Source organism: Methanosarcina horonobensis HB-1 = JCM 15518 (genome assembly GCF_000970285.1).
Taxonomy (GTDB): Archaea; Halobacteriota; Methanosarcinia; order Methanosarcinales; family Methanosarcinaceae; genus Methanosarcina; species Methanosarcina horonobensis.
In genome coordinates this window covers 4,076,974-4,093,609 of the sequence record NZ_CP009516.1, presented here as the reverse complement: position 1 = coordinate 4,093,609, position 16,636 = coordinate 4,076,974, and the positions used below count along the sequence as shown (strand labels likewise).

Annotated in this window: 10 protein-coding genes and 2 rRNA genes; 9 read left to right on the top strand and 3 right to left on the bottom strand. The window is 46.7% G+C overall.

What is annotated here, in order from left to right:
* Window positions 1-71: 71 nt before the first annotated feature.
* The 7 genes from MSHOH_RS17865 to MSHOH_RS17835 all read left to right on the top strand — a co-directional run bounded on the left by MSHOH_RS17865 (window position 72) and on the right by MSHOH_RS17835 (window position 9,439).
* Window positions 72-2,876 (top strand): DNA-directed DNA polymerase, encoded by a 2,805-nt coding sequence (locus MSHOH_RS17865; RefSeq protein ID WP_048141716.1) that lies wholly within the window; start codon window positions 72-74, stop codon window positions 2,874-2,876.
* A 475-nt stretch (window positions 2,877-3,351) separates the two neighbouring features.
* Entirely contained in the window at window positions 3,352-4,269 is a 918-nt protein-coding gene (locus tag MSHOH_RS17860; RefSeq protein WP_048141714.1) for a PstS family phosphate ABC transporter substrate-binding protein, read from the top strand.
* A 47-nt stretch (window positions 4,270-4,316) separates the two neighbouring features.
* Window positions 4,317-5,207, top strand: coding sequence for a phosphate ABC transporter permease subunit PstC (pstC, locus tag MSHOH_RS17855; protein WP_048141712.1), 891 nt, complete (start codon window positions 4,317-4,319; stop codon window positions 5,205-5,207).
* A gap of 2 nt (window positions 5,208-5,209) precedes the next feature.
* Complete coding sequence (pstA, locus tag MSHOH_RS17850) at window positions 5,210-6,133, top strand: phosphate ABC transporter permease PstA (protein ID WP_239451047.1); 924 nt, start codon at window positions 5,210-5,212, stop codon at window positions 6,131-6,133.
* A 115-nt stretch (window positions 6,134-6,248) separates the two neighbouring features.
* On the top strand, window positions 6,249-7,040 hold the full coding sequence (pstB, locus tag MSHOH_RS17845; protein WP_048141710.1) for a phosphate ABC transporter ATP-binding protein PstB: 792 nt from the start codon (window positions 6,249-6,251) through the stop codon (window positions 7,038-7,040).
* 6 nt (window positions 7,041-7,046) lie between these two features.
* Window positions 7,047-7,697, top strand: coding sequence for a phosphate signaling complex protein PhoU (gene phoU / locus MSHOH_RS17840; RefSeq protein ID WP_048141708.1), 651 nt, complete (start codon window positions 7,047-7,049; stop codon window positions 7,695-7,697).
* Window positions 7,698-8,035: 338 nt separating this feature from the next.
* Window positions 8,036-9,439, top strand: coding sequence for a dihydroorotase (locus MSHOH_RS17835; RefSeq protein ID WP_048141706.1), 1,404 nt, complete (start codon window positions 8,036-8,038; stop codon window positions 9,437-9,439).
* 31 nt (window positions 9,440-9,470) lie between these two features.
* On the opposite strand, the gene MSHOH_RS17830 is transcribed toward MSHOH_RS17835, so the two are convergent.
* Genes MSHOH_RS17830 through eif1A form a run of 3 tightly spaced genes read right to left on the bottom strand, consistent with a single transcriptional unit; the run spans window position 9,471 to window position 11,141 of the window.
* Window positions 9,471-10,019, bottom strand: a complete 549-nt coding sequence (locus tag MSHOH_RS17830) for a KH domain-containing protein (RefSeq protein WP_048141704.1) — start codon at window positions 10,017-10,019, stop codon at window positions 9,471-9,473.
* Window positions 10,016-10,804 carry a serine protein kinase RIO gene (locus tag MSHOH_RS17825; RefSeq protein WP_048141701.1) on the bottom strand — a complete coding sequence of 263 codons (789 nt, stop codon included), beginning with the start codon at window positions 10,802-10,804 and terminating at the stop codon, window positions 10,016-10,018. The genes MSHOH_RS17830 and MSHOH_RS17825 overlap by 4 nt, the downstream gene beginning before the upstream one ends.
* A 1-nt stretch (window position 10,805) precedes the next feature.
* Complete coding sequence (gene eif1A, locus MSHOH_RS17820) at window positions 10,806-11,141, bottom strand: translation initiation factor eIF-1A (protein WP_048141698.1); 336 nt, start codon at window positions 11,139-11,141, stop codon at window positions 10,806-10,808.
* A gap of 842 nt (window positions 11,142-11,983) precedes the next feature.
* Here eif1A and MSHOH_RS17815 point away from each other — a divergent pair.
* Together MSHOH_RS17815 and MSHOH_RS17810 are read left to right on the top strand one after the other, a co-directional pair.
* Window positions 11,984-13,458, top strand: a 16S ribosomal RNA gene (locus MSHOH_RS17815).
* 232 nt (window positions 13,459-13,690) lie between these two features.
* Window positions 13,691-16,594 (top strand): 23S ribosomal RNA (locus MSHOH_RS17810).
* The 16S and 23S rRNA genes sit together here, the layout of an rRNA operon.
* Window positions 16,595-16,636: the final 42 nt, after the last annotated feature.

Sequence of the window (16,636 nt, the reverse complement as noted above, 5' to 3'; positions counted from 1 at the left end):
GCTTTTTCAAAATAAGGCTCCATTTTTCAAAAATACAACAAAAGCTATATGTCTACCTTGAGCTTTAAACCATGCCTATGGATTTTCAGATCTTGGATGCAGATTACGAAATCGTTGACAGTAGCCCTGTCATCCGCCTCTTTGGCAGGGGAGCGGACGGAAAAAGTGTATGCTGCTTTGTCCCGGATTTTGAGCCTTACTTTTATCTTAAGGCCTCAGGAGACCTGCACGCCGTAGCCAGGCTTATAAAAGATACCTTCGAGCAGGTCAAAAAGGTCGAAATCGTCGAGAAGTTCGAGCCTGTAGGATACCAGAAAACAAAGATAGAGATGCTCAGGATTACTACCGGCCTGCCAAGGGATGTGCCTGAGATAAGGGACGAAGTTCTGAAGATCCAGAATGTTTTGAGGGCCGAAGGTGACTGGCAGGTTTATGAAAGTGATATTCTTTTCAGGAACCGCTTTTTAATTGACAGGGACCTTGGAGGGATGGTCTGGATTTCTGCAGACGGAAAGTCCGTAGATCCTGTAAGATACTTAAAGGCAGGTTCCGGGGGCAGCTCTCGCTGTGAGAAGTTTGCATGTGACGCTTCAATTCTGGGCTCTGAACTAAAAAGGATCGAAAACCTGACCATTGCTCCTCTTAAATACTTCTCTTTTGATATTGAGTGTCTTCCCCTTGACGGGGGGATGCCTTCTCCGGATGTCTCACCTATAGTCATGATCAGTTTCTCTTTCGAGCCTGAGTATAAAGGTCACAAGACCCTTATTCTGCTGGCAAAACCTGCTGACGGTATGAACGGTGATGTCCTTCCCTGCAAAGATGAAACTGAGATGTTGAACCGCTTTTTCGAGATTTTTTGCGAATATGACCCTGACATTGTTGCAGGGTATAACCACCAGGACTTCGATATTCCTTATATTACGGACAGAGTCAAAGCTCTGACTGCAAAAGGGGAAGTGATCAATCCCGTTGTTGGCAGGGACGGCAGCCATATAGGTTATAGGAGGTTCGGCCTCATCACGCGGACGGAGGTTAAAGGAAGGGTAGTTGTTGATGCTCTCCCCCTTGTAAGGAGAGCTTTCAGCCTGAAGCAATATACCTTGAGAGCCGTTTCAAAAGAGCTTCTGAACCGTGAGAAACTTGATGTTCCTCCGTTGGAAATGGAAGAGCACTGGAATGATTCAGGGAAGAAATTCCTTAAATTCGTTGATTATGCGCGCAGGGATGCTGAGCTTGCACTTGAGCTTATCCTTGATCTGAGGCTTCTTGACAAATATATCGCCCTTGCCCAGGTAAGCGGGAGCCTGCTCCAGGAAATCGTTGATGGTGGCCAGACTTCCATGGTCGAGACCCTTCTCCTCAGGGAGTTCGGGCTTAGAGACAGGGTAATTCTTCCAAAACCAGGGGACGAACTTTCGGCAGAAAGGTATGATATGAGTTCGGACCTGAAAGGCGGAGAGGTTCTGGAGCCGAAGAAAGGGCTTCTTGAAAATGTGCTGATCCTTGACTACAAGTCCCTTTATCCGACCATTATGATGGCTCATAACCTCTGTTACACAACTGTTGTGACACGGGACCGGCCTGGTGGGGAAACTATCAAGCCTCCTTCAGGAGGAGAATTCGTGCCTCCTGAAGTCTACAGGGGAATTGTGCCTTCCATTCTCGAAGACCTTCTTAACCAGAGGGGAGAGACAAAGAAAAGAATGAGGCGGACTTCGGATGAAAACGAGTACCGTGTCCTTGATGCAACCCAGCTCGCCATAAAAATTCTGCTGAATAGCTTTTATGGCTATTCGGGGTATGCCAGGGCAAGACTCTACAGCCTGACGCTTGCAAACGCTGTAACAAGCTTTGGGAGAAGCAATATCCTTAATACGCGGGATCTTATTAACAGCGATATAGGAAAAATCGTCCTCAGAGACTCAGCAGCTTTACTTCTTGATGAAGCAGGAGAGCTCTCCTCTCAGTACAGAATCGTTGAACTTTCAGTTGCTTACGGGGATACGGACAGTGTTTTTGTACACTGCAGGTCGCAAGGAGACCTCTCCCTTGAAGAGGTCAGCCTTATAGGGAACCGGATTTCAAAAATTGTTTCGGCTTCTCTTCCGGACCCCATGGAACTTGAGTTTGAGGCTATTGCAAAACGTGCAGTGCTCATTGCAAAGAAGCGGTATGCTCTCTGGCTCTTTGAGCCCAGAAACTCGGGCTGGGAAGATAAAATCAAGGTCAAAGGCATGGAAACCGTACGCAGGGACTGGTGCGAGCTGACCTCGATCACCCTTAATAGTGTTCTTGAACTTGTACTTAAGGAGGGTGACGTTGACAGGGCTGTAGAACATGTCCGGAAGGTGGTTAGCGATGTCAGAAACCTGGATCCGAGAAAAGATACCGACATTATTGAAAAACTTGTCCTTACCCGGACCCTTACCCGGAAAACGGAAAGCTACAAAAACAAGCAGCCTCATCTGACAGTTGCGGAAAACCTGAAAAAACGGACAGGTGTCATGCCTTCTATAGGAACAAGAATTCCTTTTGTTATTGTTGCAGGAAAAGGTCTCTTTGTAGACCGTGCCGAGGACCCTGATTATGTCAGGGAACATAACGTGCCTATAGATGTAGATTATTATGTTAAGAAACAGATCCTGCCTCCTGTAGAGCGCATACTGGAGGTATTCGGGGTCAATGTTTCGTCTCTTGACTTTGACTCAAAACAAAAGGGTCTTTTTGATTTTGAAGCTAAGAAGCCTGAAGTGAAAAAGCAGGAAAAAGAAAAAGTCTCCGCTCAACAGAAAAGCAAAGGAACGGTTCAGGAAGAGAAAGTCCAGTGCTCGGAGATCGGGCGTGTAGAACAGCGTTCTCTATTCGACTTTTGAACCCGGGCTATGCTTCCCTAACTCAGCTTCGGAATCAAAGAAGAGCTCCGATTCTTCTGACCTATATCCTTATTCTCGCTATATTGAACTTTTCTTCCAAGCTTCTTCTACTTCTTCCTTCTTCTTCTTTTTTGAATGACTGACAGGCTGGTGGAGGATCTTATTCCTTCGGTGAAATGAGAAGTTTCAGAGTAAGCGAAGTGTTCCCAGGTTTAGTTTAATTGATACGCTTTTTTATTTCTGTCGGGATTTGATTCATATTTGTATTGCAAGTCAGTGATTAATTATATATTTTATATACTTACTATATAGTATATTTGTTTTATAGGTATCTATCTAATATCAGTACTTCAAAATACTATATATGGCGAATCTTTATATATCTCTCTACTTTTATAGTGAATTGTATTGGAAACATCTTTGATGGATATAGATTGTTGATTTGTTGTTATTTAATAAAAGGAGTATGTGTAACATGGCAAATAATTTAAAAACATACACAGTTCTCACTTTACTGGTGGTAGGACTTGTATTTCTGGGAATTGGATGTACTGGAAATGAGAACGGCGAAGCCCAGGTTGGTGAAACCTCTTCTGAGGGAGCTCCTGCAGCTGAAGCCCCAGCAGCCGAATCACAGAGTATTACTCTGAAAGGTTCGGATACGGTTCTCCCCCTTGCTCAGGCTGAAGCTGAAGAATTCATGCTTGAAAACTCTGATAAAAGTGTAACCGTTACCGGGGGCGGATCAGGTGTTGGGATTACAGCTCTTATTGACGGTGAGGTAGATATTGCTACAGCATCCAGGGAAATTAAAGCTGAAGAAATAGAAGCCGCTCAAGCAAATGGCATCAACCCGGTGGAGACTACTATTGCCTATGACGGTATTTCAGTTGTTGTAAACCCCGAGAATTCTGTTTCTGAACTTACCTTTGACCAGCTTCGCGGCATCTATAACGGAACCATCAGCAACTGGAAGGATGTTGGCGGTGAGGACACAAAAATAGTGGTGATTTCCAGGGACAGCAGTTCCGGGACTTATGAATACTTCAAGGAAGAAGTTTTACAGGGAGATGAATACAGGCCTGATGCTCTTACCCAGCCTGCAACAGGCGGCATAGTCGGAGAGGTCTCTCAGAATCCCAATGCAATCGGATATATCGGTGTTGCATACCTTGATGACAGTGTCAAAGCCTTAAGCCTGGATGGCGGAAACGGCTATGAAGCTCCAACTTCTGAAAACATCCTCAGTGGTGCATACCCGCTTTCCAGATCTCTTTACTTCTACACCAACGGAGAACCCTCAGGTCTCACAAAGGAATTCGTAGACTTTGTGCTCAGTGAAACCGGACAGAGCCTGGTTACTGAAGTTGGTTACTTCCCTGTAGATCAGTAACAACAATAAATTAGCAGTGATGGCAAAAGTTACTCCAGGGGAAAGATATGTTTAACAGGAATTATAAGGAAAAAACAATCGAATCAGTGCTTTTCTCAGTAAGCGCCCTTACGGTTGTCATCCTTTTCCTTATATGCCTTTTTTTGTTCAGGGATAGTTTACTTCTTTTTAAAAACACGTCCCTTCTGGACTTTCTTACAGGAGAATTCTGGTACCCAACATCCGTGAACAGGCAGTTCGGGCTATTGCCTCTCTTTTTCGGTTCTCTTATTGTTACTGCCGGTGCAATCCTTTTTGCAGTACCTCTGGGGATTGCTTCTGCTATTTATATTTCTGAAATTGCACACCCGAAGGTTGCAGATGCCCTGAAACCTTTTATTGAAATCCTTGCAGGGATCCCTTCTGTCGTATTCGGGTTCTTCGGGCTTGTTATTGTGGTTCCGTTTGTGCAGGACTTCTTTAACCTTCCTACAGGACAAACCGCTCTTACAGGTTCAATTATGCTTGGAATCATGGCTCTTCCCACTATAATTACTATCTCAGAAGATGCCATAAGTTCTGTCCCAAGCACTATCAAACATGGCTCGCTTGCTCTGGGCGCCACAAGATGGCAGACCATATATAAGGTCATAGTTCCTGCAGCCCTTTCCGGAATTTCAGCCGCTGTGATGCTTGGCATAGGGAGGGCTATAGGGGAGACAATGACTCTCATGATGGTAACCGGAAACACTGCAGTAATTCCATCTTTTCCTGGAGGCATTCTTGACCCTGTAAGGACAATGACTGCCACAATCGCACTTGAAATGGGTGAGGTTCCCCAGGGGAGTGCTCACTTCCATGCCCTCTTTGCAGTGGGATCTGTGCTTTTCATCATAACTTTCCTGATTAACCTGATTGCGGATTCAATTAAAAAACGATACAGGTTTAAGGTGGACTGAAAGTGGAATTGAGTTCAAAAGTAAACGAGAACGAACATAAATCCATTCGGTTGCAGGGTGGACTGAATCTGGGGCTGAATGCAAGAACAAGCGAAAAAATCGCCTTTGCACTGCTCACCCTTTCAGCAATGACAGTAGCCGGGTTTGTGGTAATTATCCTCGCTTACATAATTTACAACGGATACAGTGCAATCAGTATTGAGTTCCTTACTGAAATGCCTCGCATGAGAATGACTCAGGGTGGGATCTATCCGGCAATTGTAGGCACTGTTCTCCTTATCATAGGATCGATGGCTGCAGCCCTTCCGACCGGGATTATGGCTGCCATCTACCTGAACGAATATGCAGGAGAAACTCGCACCACCTGGCTTATAGAAATGGCAATCAACAACCTTGCAGGAACTCCTTCCGTAGTATTCGGGCTTTTCGGGCTGGCACTTTTTGTTAAATATTTCGGGTTTGGTTCATCTTTACTGTCGGCTTGCCTCACCCTTTCTCTTCTGATTCTTCCGGTAATTATCCGTTCTACCCAGGAAGCCCTGATTGCAGTTCCGAATGAGTATCGGGAATCTTCACTTGCGCTTGGGGTTAGCAAATGGCAGACTATAAGGCATGTGATATTGCCTGCAGCTATCCCGGGAATTACTACAGGTTCGATTCTGAGTATCGGAAGAGTTGCAGGAGAAACAGCTCCTATTCTTCTAACCGGTGCTGCTTACTTTTTGCCCAGGCTGCCTGACTCGGTCTACTCCCAGTTTATGGCTCTTCCCTACCATCTCTTCGTACTTGCAACATCAGGGACGAGCATTGTCAAAACCCGACCCCTTCAGTATGGAACGGCTCTTGTTCTTTTGGTAATTGTGCTGGGATTAAATGTCGTAGCGGTTCTGGTCCGCAGGCATTACAGGCAAAAATTGAAAATTTGATTAAATTTGACAAGTAAAACCCAATTAAATTCTGATAGTAAGTATCAGGTTTAGAATCCTGTTTCAATTAGAATCTTCAAAAATTATCAGATTATATAATAATTGGAGTCAATAAATGACTGAAGTTGTTCAAAACGTAGCTCAGCCTAATATAGCTCAGCCTCATATAATAGTGAAAAATCTTGATCTGTGGTACGGGGAAAAGCAAGCTCTTAAAAATATATCAATGCAGATCCCCAGAAACAGTGTAACTGCTCTTATAGGTCCTTCAGGCTGTGGCAAGTCTACTTTCATCCGATGCTTAAACAGGATGAATGATCTTATTAAAAACTGCAGGATCGAAGGTAAAGTTTTAATCGAAAATGAGGACATCTACGGAGCAGATGTTGATGTTGTTGAGCTCCGGAAACAGGTAGGCATGGTTTTCCAGAAGCCTAACCCTTTTCCTATGTCAATTTATGACAATGTTGCATACGGGCCGCGTATCCATGGGGTAAATAAGAAGGATATTGACGAAGTTGTCAGAGGAGCCCTTCGTTCTGCTGCTCTTTTTGAAGAGACTTCAGACAGGCTCAAATCTCCTGCTCTTTCTCTTAGCGGCGGACAGCAGCAAAGGCTGTGTATTGCCAGGACTCTGGCGGTAAAGCCCGAAATTATTCTTTTCGATGAGCCTACCAGTGCTCTTGATCCGATTTCTACTGCAAGGATCGAAGATCTTATTATGAACCTTAAAAAAGATTATACGATAGTAATCGTAACTCATAATATGCAACAGGCAGCCAGGATATCGGATTATACCGGATTTTTCCTTATGGGGGAATTGATTGAGTTCGGTCAGACAAGGCAAATCTTCCACAGTCCAAAGGAAAAGAGTACTGAAGATTATATTACTGGCAGGTTCGGGTGATAAAAAATGATTAGAAAACGATACTTTCAGCAGCTTGATCTGCTTAAAGAGTCCGTACTTTCTCTCGGGGAAATGTCCGAATTGATTTTTCACGACTCAATGGAAGCAGTTATAGATCTCAATATCGAGCTTGCCAGAAAGACTCTTGACCTTGAATCTAAAGTGGATAAGCTCGAGGAGAGAATTGAGATCTCTGTTTTTGATCTGCTTGCGCTTCAGCAGCCCATGGCAAGTGATCTCCGGCTTGTCGTATCAGCACTTAAGATCTCAGCGGACCTTAAAAGAATCGTAGGGCTTTCAATTAATATTGCCAAAATCCCTGGAAAAATCGAAGGCAGCCATATAAAGCCACTTATAGATACAAAAAGAATGGCAGACATTGCAGCAAATATGCTTGAAAGCTCAATGAAAGCCTTCGTAACTCAGGACGCAGAACTCGCAAGATCTACGGCTGCGAGAGATGACGAGGTTGACAAACTCTTTTATGCAGTCTGGGTGGAGTTAATTGAAATGATGGCTAAAGATACAGATATTATTTCAAAAGCTACCTACCTGCTCTTCCTGATCCGCTACCTGGAAAGGATTGCAGACCACTGCTGCAACATCTGTGAAAGTGTTGTTTACCTTACAACGGCTGAGCGTGTTAAATTGAATTAAAAAGAATTTTCCTTCTCTACTTTTCCTTTTTTTGTTTCAGGATTTAGTTTTTTGGTAACCCAGGATTATTCGTTTGATCTCTTCCGGAATCCGAAAAGGATCTTTCAGTTTTTCTTTTCCTGCGCAGTGAGGGCTTGAGACCGACCATCCACGTTAGAAAAATAACCTGAAAACCCGTGTGCAATTAAAATAAGTAATTTACTGAAGAAATGCCTTCAGAGCTGAGAAAACACACTTTCCTCAGCTTCTACAACCATTTTTTGATTTCTTTTTCATATCCATTTCTTAATTTCCATTGATGTACATGTTTTAAGTACGTTTTAAGCATATAGACGCCCATGCCTGATATTCATATCAAAAATACGAGAATTTATTACAATAACTCTCTTCAGCCTGCCGAAATCATTATTGAGAACGACAAGATTAAAAAAATCGGAAAAGATTTCAGGGTCTCAAGCGTGGACATGGTAATTGATGCAGGGGGAGCACTTACCCTGCCTGCCGGAATTGATGTGCACGTGCATTTCAGGGAACCGGGCATGACCCTGAAAGAGAACTGGTACACAGGGTCATGTTCTGCAGCTGCAGGAGGTATTGCTACTGTTATCGACCAGCCGAACACTATTCCTCCTACCACGGACAGGCGCTCTTTTGAGCAAAAGCTCAAATTTGCCAGGGGAAAATCCATTGTAGATTTCGGGATCAATGGCGGAGTAACAGAAAATATAGAGAAGCTTAAAGAGCTCTGGAGGCTGGGTGTTATGGCTTTCGGGGAAATTTTCATGGCCGAGTCTACAGGGGGGTTGAATATAAACGAAGAAACTTTTGAGGAAGCCCTGGCTGAGATAAAAAGGCTCGGAGCCCTTGCCACTATCCATGCAGAGGATGAAAAAATGCGCCTTGAACTGGAGCAGCTGTTAAAAGGGGATGTTTCTTTTGATTACCACTCAAAGGTACGCCCGAACGCCTGCGAGGCATCGGCTGTCAAGAGCGCTCTTGAACTTATTTCCAGGCTCGAGGTCAGAGCTCATTTCTGCCATCTGAGCACGCTTGAAGCTGTGGGAATGATCCGAAAAGAAAAATATCTGGCAAAAAGAGAAAACAAAAGCCCTCTGTTTACATGCGAGGTCACTCCCCATCACCTGTTTCTCTCTACAAGAGACTGGGAAAGGCTCAGGGCTTTTGGCAAAATGAACCCACCTCTAAGGAGTAGTCATAGCATTAAAGCGCTTGTAAACGGACTGAATGACGGGACTATCGATATGGTAGCTTCTGACCATGCTCCTCATCTTGAGTCTGAGAAGGATGCCGATATCAGAGCTGCTCCTTCTGGAGTGCCGGGAGTTGAGACCCTTATGCCTCTTATGCTTGCAGCAGTCCGGAAAAATATCCTTCCCCTTTCTCAGATGATAATGGTTACAAGCCGGAACCCTGCAAAAGCTTTCGGACTGGACCGCCTGGGTAAGGGCAGGCTTGAGGTGGGTTTTGATGCTGACCTTATGATTGTGGACCCACGCAATCTTCAACCCATAAGGGCTGATATGCTGCACAGTAAGGCTGGATGGACACCTTTTGAAGGTATGGATGCAGTTTTTCCTGAGTACACTCTGTCGAGAGGCGAGGTAATCTGGATGGAAGAATCCATTAATGCAAGGCCGGGAAGGGGTAAATTCCTTGAAGGCAGCGGAAAAAGGTCAAAAGAAGATGAAGAGGAAGACTATGAAGAGACCGGATCTGAATAAGGTCCCGGAACTCTCCTTTTTAAATAATTTTTCAGTAAAAATCTATTGAGTCCAGCTGCGAGTGCAATAGTTCCTGATGTTTCTTCTCAAGGAACTTGTAGACTGCGCCGTGAGTGGCTCCGTCGAGCAGCATCTTTATGGCTGTCCGTATTATGGTGTTCTGCTCAGGGTACCCGAGTACGGATACGGTTTTTCCGTACACGGAGATCTTGACGTTTATCAGGGTTTCCGCAAGCTCTCGGGTTCGTCCGTTTCTTCCTATTATCCTGCCTTTTATGCGCTGGAGCTCTTTTGGAGTGGTTGCAACATCGGAAAGGTCGATCACTTCAAGCATCAGCATATCGTCATCAAGGATTTCAAGGGCTTTTTCGGGACTGAAGCCTCTTCCTATGGCTTTGAGAGTCTCAAGGACTCTGAATTCTTTTAAGGGATCTTCCTCGCACGTGACATCGATTTTCCCACTATCGCTCTCGATTTCCAGCTGACATGTGGTTTTGTCCTCTATGAGTTTCTTTGTTTCTCCTTTCGGACCGATAATTACTCCGATTCTCTCTTTGGGGATTTTGACATACTGAGTCATGTTGTTTCCGCCTGTATTTTTGAAAGCAGTTCTTCAGGTTTGTCCGTGATCCCATAGCGGCCGAAGAACCTGAGTATGTTTAGCACGTCTCTGTAGAGAAACTCTCTGGCATTGGGATGTTCCAGAGTTACGGACTGCCCCATATCAATGAAGATTGGGGTTGTATCTGCCGGGTCAATGAGAATATTGTACTCACTCAGGTCAGCATGTACGAGATTAGCTTCTTTGTAGAGGCGACGCATATATTCGACGATTCTATCATAAACAAGCTTTGCCTCGTCGTTTTCCAGCGGTGTGTTCTTCAACAGTGGATAGGGTGTCTTTTCTTCTCCCATGAACTCCATTATGAGAATATTTTTCTCAGCAATGATCGGTTCAGGCACCCGTACTCCTGCGCTCTTTGCACGCTTCAGGTTCTGCAATTCCTTACGTGTCCATGCAAAAATGATATCTCGCCTGTTATTTCTAATGTTCGTGAAGCGAGGGTCTTTCATGATATAGGCGTCCATTGCCTTGAAAGTACTGCTGGCCATTCTGTATATCTTTATTGCCAGTTCCTTTTCCTCGCCTTCCGCATAGAAGACATTTGCTTCCTTTCCGGTACTGATGGCTCCTCCCATTGATTTTATTATGCCTTTATTGGAAAGGGTATAAAGGATTTTAAGAGTGGGAACGTCAAATACGTTCTCTTCTACCTTCAACCGGTCGGAGTCTTTTTCTCTTGCCCGTGCTTTATCTTTAGCGGTATCGATGCGCTTTACTTTGTCTTCCAGGTCCCTGCTCATGTTATCCTTTCAGGTATCCTTTCCTTTCAAGCCAGTCTACCTGCGGCCTTGTGTATTTCCATATCACGTCTGCCTTTTCGTTCTGGAACTCCCATGGCACAGCAATGACGACATCTCCTTCTCTTATCCAGGTTTTCTTCTTCATCGAACCTGGAATTCTCCCCATACGGACGACTCCATCCATGCAGCGGAGCCTGAGCCTGTTTGCACCAAGGAGACTTTCAACGGTTGCAAGGATCTCATTGTTTTCTCTGCGAGGAATGCGTACTCTTGTTACTGTCTCTTCTGTGCTGGTATTGGCTCTTGATGTAGGTTTCTTTAAGTCTGCCAGTGTGATACCTCGTTATATGTAGATTGTAATTATTATTGTACTTTTTATTTTTATACACTTAAATATCCTTATATCTCTTTTTTCGGGCTTTAAGGTTATTCATCGTGCAGCTTTCAACTTCCTGTTGTTATTTTAATGCTGCGCTTTTCTGCTACCTTTAACTTTGTTCTTGTTCTTGTTTTTTATTAAGTATTGCATGAGGCGACAGATATATATATCGGATGTGCCTTTGTATGTCTCACGCGCAAAACAAGCGTGCACCGCTCTCGAATTATCGATTCTAGAGTGGGAATTCAGGAATTGAAAAAACAATGTGTCATCGTCTGTTATTATTGTTTTTCTTTACAAAGTTTCCTGAACAATAAGCTTTATATACTAAAACTGATGTATATGTGTTTCCTATCTCGGCATGAGTCTCTTTGTGCTGGTTGGTTTTCTCATAGTCTGATGGTTTGATATTTTCTCTTCTCAAAGAGGGTATACATATCTTTAAATACTATGAGTGCGTACATATATATTCCTGATCTAGTGTGGTTCTAATTACATGCTAGACAGTTTTTCTCGTAGTGTGATCTGGTGAAGATCCTTCCTGTTCAACAGGGAGTTCGATACCTTTAAATACTATGGGCGCGTAACTCTAATTTCCTGCATCACAAATGCAGAATTACTACTCATTAAAAATGGAGTCAGGAGTTGTTTCCTGACTGACGAGGATTTGTCGGTTCGGTTAATTCTGGGTGATAGATGTTTCAAACATTTTATCGCGAAATGAACTAACTGAATTGATAGTTGTTAGTGCAAGTTTCTGCGACCAAGACCTTTAATTTTAAGTGTGCGATACATTAACAATTCTGGTTGATCCTGCCAGAGGTTACTGCTATCGGTGTTCGCCTAAGCCATGCGAGTCATATGTAGCAATACATGGCGTACTGCTCAGTAACACGTGGATAACCTGCCCTTGGGTCCGGCATAACCCCGGGAAACTGGGGATAATTCCGGATAACGCACATATGCTGGAATGCTTTATGCGTAAAATGGATTCGTCTGCCCAAGGATGGGTCTGCGGCCTATCAGGTAGTAGTGGGTGTAATGTACCTACTAGCCGACAACGGGTACGGGTTGTGAGAGCAAGAGCCCGGAGATGGATTCTGAGACATGAATCCAGGCCCTACGGGGCGCAGCAGGCGCGAAAACTTTACAATGCGGGAAACCGTGATAAGGGGACACCGAGTGCCAGCATCATATGCTGGCTGTCCGGGTGTGTAAAATACACCTGTTAGCAAGGGCCGGGCAAGACCGGTGCCAGCCGCCGCGGTAACACCGGCGGCCCGAGTGGTGATCGTGATTATTGGGTCTAAAGGGTCCGTAGCCGGTTTGGTCAGTCCTCCGGGAAATCTGATAGCTCAACTATTAGGCTTTCGGGGGATACTGCCAGACTTGGAACCGGGAGAGGTAAGAGGTACTACAGGGGTAGGAGTGAAATCTTGTAATCCCTGTGGGACCACCTGTGGCGAAGGCGTCTTACCAGAACGGGTTCGACGGTGAGGGACGAAAGCTGGGGGCACGAACCGGATTAGATACCCGGGTAGTCCCAGCCGTAAACGATGCTCGCTAGGTGTCAGGCATGGCGCGACCGTGTCTGGTGCCGCAGGGAAGCCGTGAAGCGAGCCACCTGGGAAGTACGGCCGCAAGGCTGAAACTTAAAGGAATTGGCGGGGGAGCACAACAACGGGTGGAGCCTGCGGTTTAATTGGACTCAACGCCGGACAACTCACCGGGGACGACAGCAATATGTAGGCCAGGCTGAAGACCTTGCCTGAATCGCTGAGAGGAGGTGCATGGCCGTCGCCAGTTCGTACTGTGAAGCATCCTGTTAAGTCAGGCAACGAGCGAGACCCGTGCCCACTGTTACCAGCATGTCCTCCGGGATGATGGGTACTCTGTGGGGACCGCCGATGTTAAATCGGAGGAAGGTGCGGGCCACGGTAGGTCAGTATGCCCCGAATTTCCCGGGCTACACGCGGGCTACAATGGATGGGACAATGGGTCCCTACCCTGAAAAGGGCTGGTAATCTCACAAACCCATTCGTAGTTCGGATCGAGGGCTGTAACTCGCCCTCGTGAAGCTGGAATCCGTAGTAATCGCGTTTCAATATAGCGCGGTGAATACGTCCCTGCTCCTTGCACACACCGCCCGTCAAACCACCCGAGTGAGGTATGGGTGAGGGCACGGACTCTGTGCCGTGTTCGAACCTGTGCTTTGCAAGGGGGGTTAAGTCGTAACAAGGTAGCCGTAGGGGAATCTGCGGCTGGATCACCTCCTAAGCATAAAACACTGTCACCCGGATGCCGATAAACCTACAAATCCTCAAACCAGAAATCCTTCGGATTTCTCCATTAATCAGTTTGTTATTCCAAATAACAAATTTTACAAATCATCAAGTGCACCCGGAAAGTAAATTTTCGGGGAAGGATGGATAGCCTGCGCGGAACCGCAGGCAGATGAAGTCGTGTATAGGTGCTGTATACTGGACGCTTACTGGACCTGGTTAGGTAATTAGGAATTATGCTATCAGGTGGATGGCTCGGCTCAAGAGCTGATGAAGGACGTGCCAAGCTGCGATAAGCCCGGGGTAGGTGCATGGAGCCAATGAACCCGGGATCTCCGAATGGGACCTCTCCATAGTGATCAGTAATGATCGGGAACGCTCCGAATTGAAACATCTCAGTAGGAGCGGGAAAAGAAATCAAATGAGATGCCGTAAGTAACGGCGAGTGAAACCGGCACAGTTCAAACCGAATCCCGTCAGGGAAATGTGGTGTTGTAGGGCTGTTCATAAAGTCTCGCGGCTAAATCAAACTTGCCTGGAACGGCAGACCATAGAGTGTGACAGTCACGTAGATGTAAACCAAAAGACCGGAACATGTCCCTGAGTACCGTGCGTCGGATATCGTGCGGGAATCCGGGGGGCACCAACCTCCAAAACTAAATACTCCTTGAGACCGATAGCGAAATAGTAGGGTGACCGAACGCTGAAAAGTACCCCGAGAAGGGAGGTGCAAAGTGCCTGAAACCTGATAGTGATGGAACGATACGGCATGAAAGGATCTTTGATACGAAGGAAGCACTCGCGAGAGTGTTGTACGAGTATCACTGCCAGTGTCGTATCTTACGTTTTGAAGAACGGGCCAGGGAGTGTATCTTGATGGCAATGGCTAACCTTGTAATTGGGCAGCCGAAGCGAAAGCAACATGTGCGCAACCCTCGGGTGAGGCACGACGTATACAAGTGCGTGGAGTCATCGGGGTACGACCCGAAGCCGGGTGATCTAGGCGTGGGCAGGTTGAAGCGTGGCGAAAGCTACGTGGAGGACCGCAAGCGGTGTTGATCTGCAAATCATTCGTGTGACCTGCGTCTCGTAGTGAAATGCTAATCTAACCCGGCATCCGCTGGTTCCTTCCGAAACATGTCGCAGCATGACCTGACTGGAGATCGTCGGTGGAGTAGAGCACTGATTGGCGGTTCCGGGGGGGAAACCCCTCGCCCGCTTGTCAAACTCCAAACCCACCGTCATCAAAGAAAGTCGGAGTCCGGACTGCTGGGGTAAGCTTGTAGTCCGTAAGGGAGACAACCCAGCCCGTGGTTAAGGTCCCCAAGTGTCGACTAAGTGTAAACGCTAAAGGGCGTCCCAAGCCCAAGACAGCTGGAAGGTTAGCTTAGAAGCAGCTACCCTTCAAAGAGTGCGTAACAGCTCACCAGTCGAGGTTTGGGGCCCCGAAAATTGACGGGGCTCAAGTCGACCACCGATACCACGGAGTACCGCAAGGTAATCTCGTAGGAAGGCGTTGTGTTCGGACTGAAGCAGGGCTGTGAAGTCCTGTGGACCGTTCACAAACGAAAATCCTGGTAATAGTAGCAGCAAAGCAGGGTGAGAATCCCTGCCGCCGAAGGGGCCAGGTTTCCTCGGCAATGATCGTCAGCCGAGGGTTAGTCGGTCCTAAGACGTACCGTAATTCGAGTACGCCAAAAGGGAAACAGGTTAATATTCCTGTACCATTTAGCACTGAGTCTGACGTCTCAGGGCAGGCCGAGCGGCGTCGTCGCGCCGTCTAAGCAGCGAACCCCGTGGAGAGCCGTAATGGCGAGAAGCGGGCGAATCTGTAATGGCTAAAGTCGGCTGCACCCAGGGACCCGTGAAAAGGCAGCTAAATGTCCGTACCGAGAACTGACACAGGTGCCCCTAGCTGAAAAGGCTAAGGCGTGTCGGAGTAATTCAGTTAAGGGAATTCGGCAAATTAGCTCCGTAACTTCGGGATAAGGAGTGCCTGCTGTGAAGACAGCAGGTCGCAGTGACCAGGGGGCTCTAACTGTCTAATACCAACATAGGAGATTGCAAATCCGTAAGGACTAGTACAATCTCTGAATCCTGCTCAGTGCAGGTACCTGAAACCCCGGTTCAACGGGAAGAAGGGCCTGTAAACAGCGGGGGTAACTATGACCCTCTTAAGGTAGCGTAGTACCTTGTCGCTTAATTGGCGACTTGCATGAATGGATCAATGAGAGCCCTACTGTCCCTAACTGGAGTCCGGTGAAGCTTACATTCTAGTGCACAGTCTAGAGACCTCTAGGGGGAAGTGAAGACCCCGTGGAGCTTTACTGCAGCCTGTCGTTGGGTTGTGGTTCTGGATGTACAGTGTAGGTAGGAGGCGTCGAAGCGGGTGCGCCAGCATCCGTGGAGCCGCAATTGGGACACTACCCTTCCGGGACTACGACCCTAACTCTGCGAAGAGGACCCCGATAGGTGGGCAGTTTGCCTGGGGCGGGACGCCCTTGAAAAGATATCAAGGGCGCGCAATGGTTGACTCAAGCGGGTCGGAAACTCGCTGAAGAGTGCAAGAGCATAAGTCAGCCTGACGTTATTCAGCACAGCAGTGGATGACGAGACGAAAGTCGGTTCTAGCGAACTTTTGAGCCTCCTTGGTGGGGGCCAAAAATGACAGAAAAGTTACCCCGGGGATAATTGAGTCGTTGCCGGCAAGAGTACATATCGACCCGGCAGCTTGCTACCTCGATGTCGGTTCTTTCCATCCTGGCCGTGCAGCAGCGGCCAAGGGTGAGGTTGTTCGCCTATTAAAGGAGATCGTGAGCTGGGTTTAGACCGTCGTGAGACAGGTCGGTTACTATCTACTAGAGGTGCCAGAGGTCTGCGGGTAAGCTGCTTTTAGTACGAGAGGAACCAAGCAGCGGCGCCACTGGTGTACCGGTTGTCCGACAGGGCATCGCCGGGCAGCTACGCGCTAAGGAATAAGAGCTGAATGCATCTAAGCTCGAAATCTGACCTAAAAAGAGACCTCTTTAAGGATTCCGGTAAAAGACCGGTTTGATAGAAACGGGATGTAAGCACCAAGGCAACGAGGTGTTCAGTCCGCGTTCACTAACTATTCGTTCCTTTCACCTAATTCAGGTCCAGGCGAAATCCGGTATGCAGCACCATACATGA

Bases quoted from the DNA above. Each gene is read 5' to 3' on its own strand.
- MSHOH_RS17865 (WP_048141716.1), top strand. From the start codon at position 72: ATGCCTATGGATTTTCAGATCTTGGATGCAGATTACGAAATCGTTGAC.
- MSHOH_RS17860 (WP_048141714.1), top strand. From the start codon at position 3,352: ATGGCAAATAATTTAAAAACATACACAGTTCTCACTTTACTGGTGGTA.
- pstC (WP_048141712.1), top strand. From the start codon at position 4,317: ATGTTTAACAGGAATTATAAGGAAAAAACAATCGAATCAGTGCTTTTC.
- pstB (WP_048141710.1), top strand. From the start codon at position 6,249: ATGACTGAAGTTGTTCAAAACGTAGCTCAGCCTAATATAGCTCAGCCT.
- phoU (WP_048141708.1), top strand. From the start codon at position 7,047: ATGATTAGAAAACGATACTTTCAGCAGCTTGATCTGCTTAAAGAGTCC.
- MSHOH_RS17835 (WP_048141706.1), top strand. From the start codon at position 8,036: ATGCCTGATATTCATATCAAAAATACGAGAATTTATTACAATAACTCT.
- MSHOH_RS17830 (WP_048141704.1), bottom strand. From the start codon at position 10,019: ATGACTCAGTATGTCAAAATCCCCAAAGAGAGAATCGGAGTAATTATC.
- MSHOH_RS17825 (WP_048141701.1), bottom strand. From the start codon at position 10,804: ATGAGCAGGGACCTGGAAGACAAAGTAAAGCGCATCGATACCGCTAAA.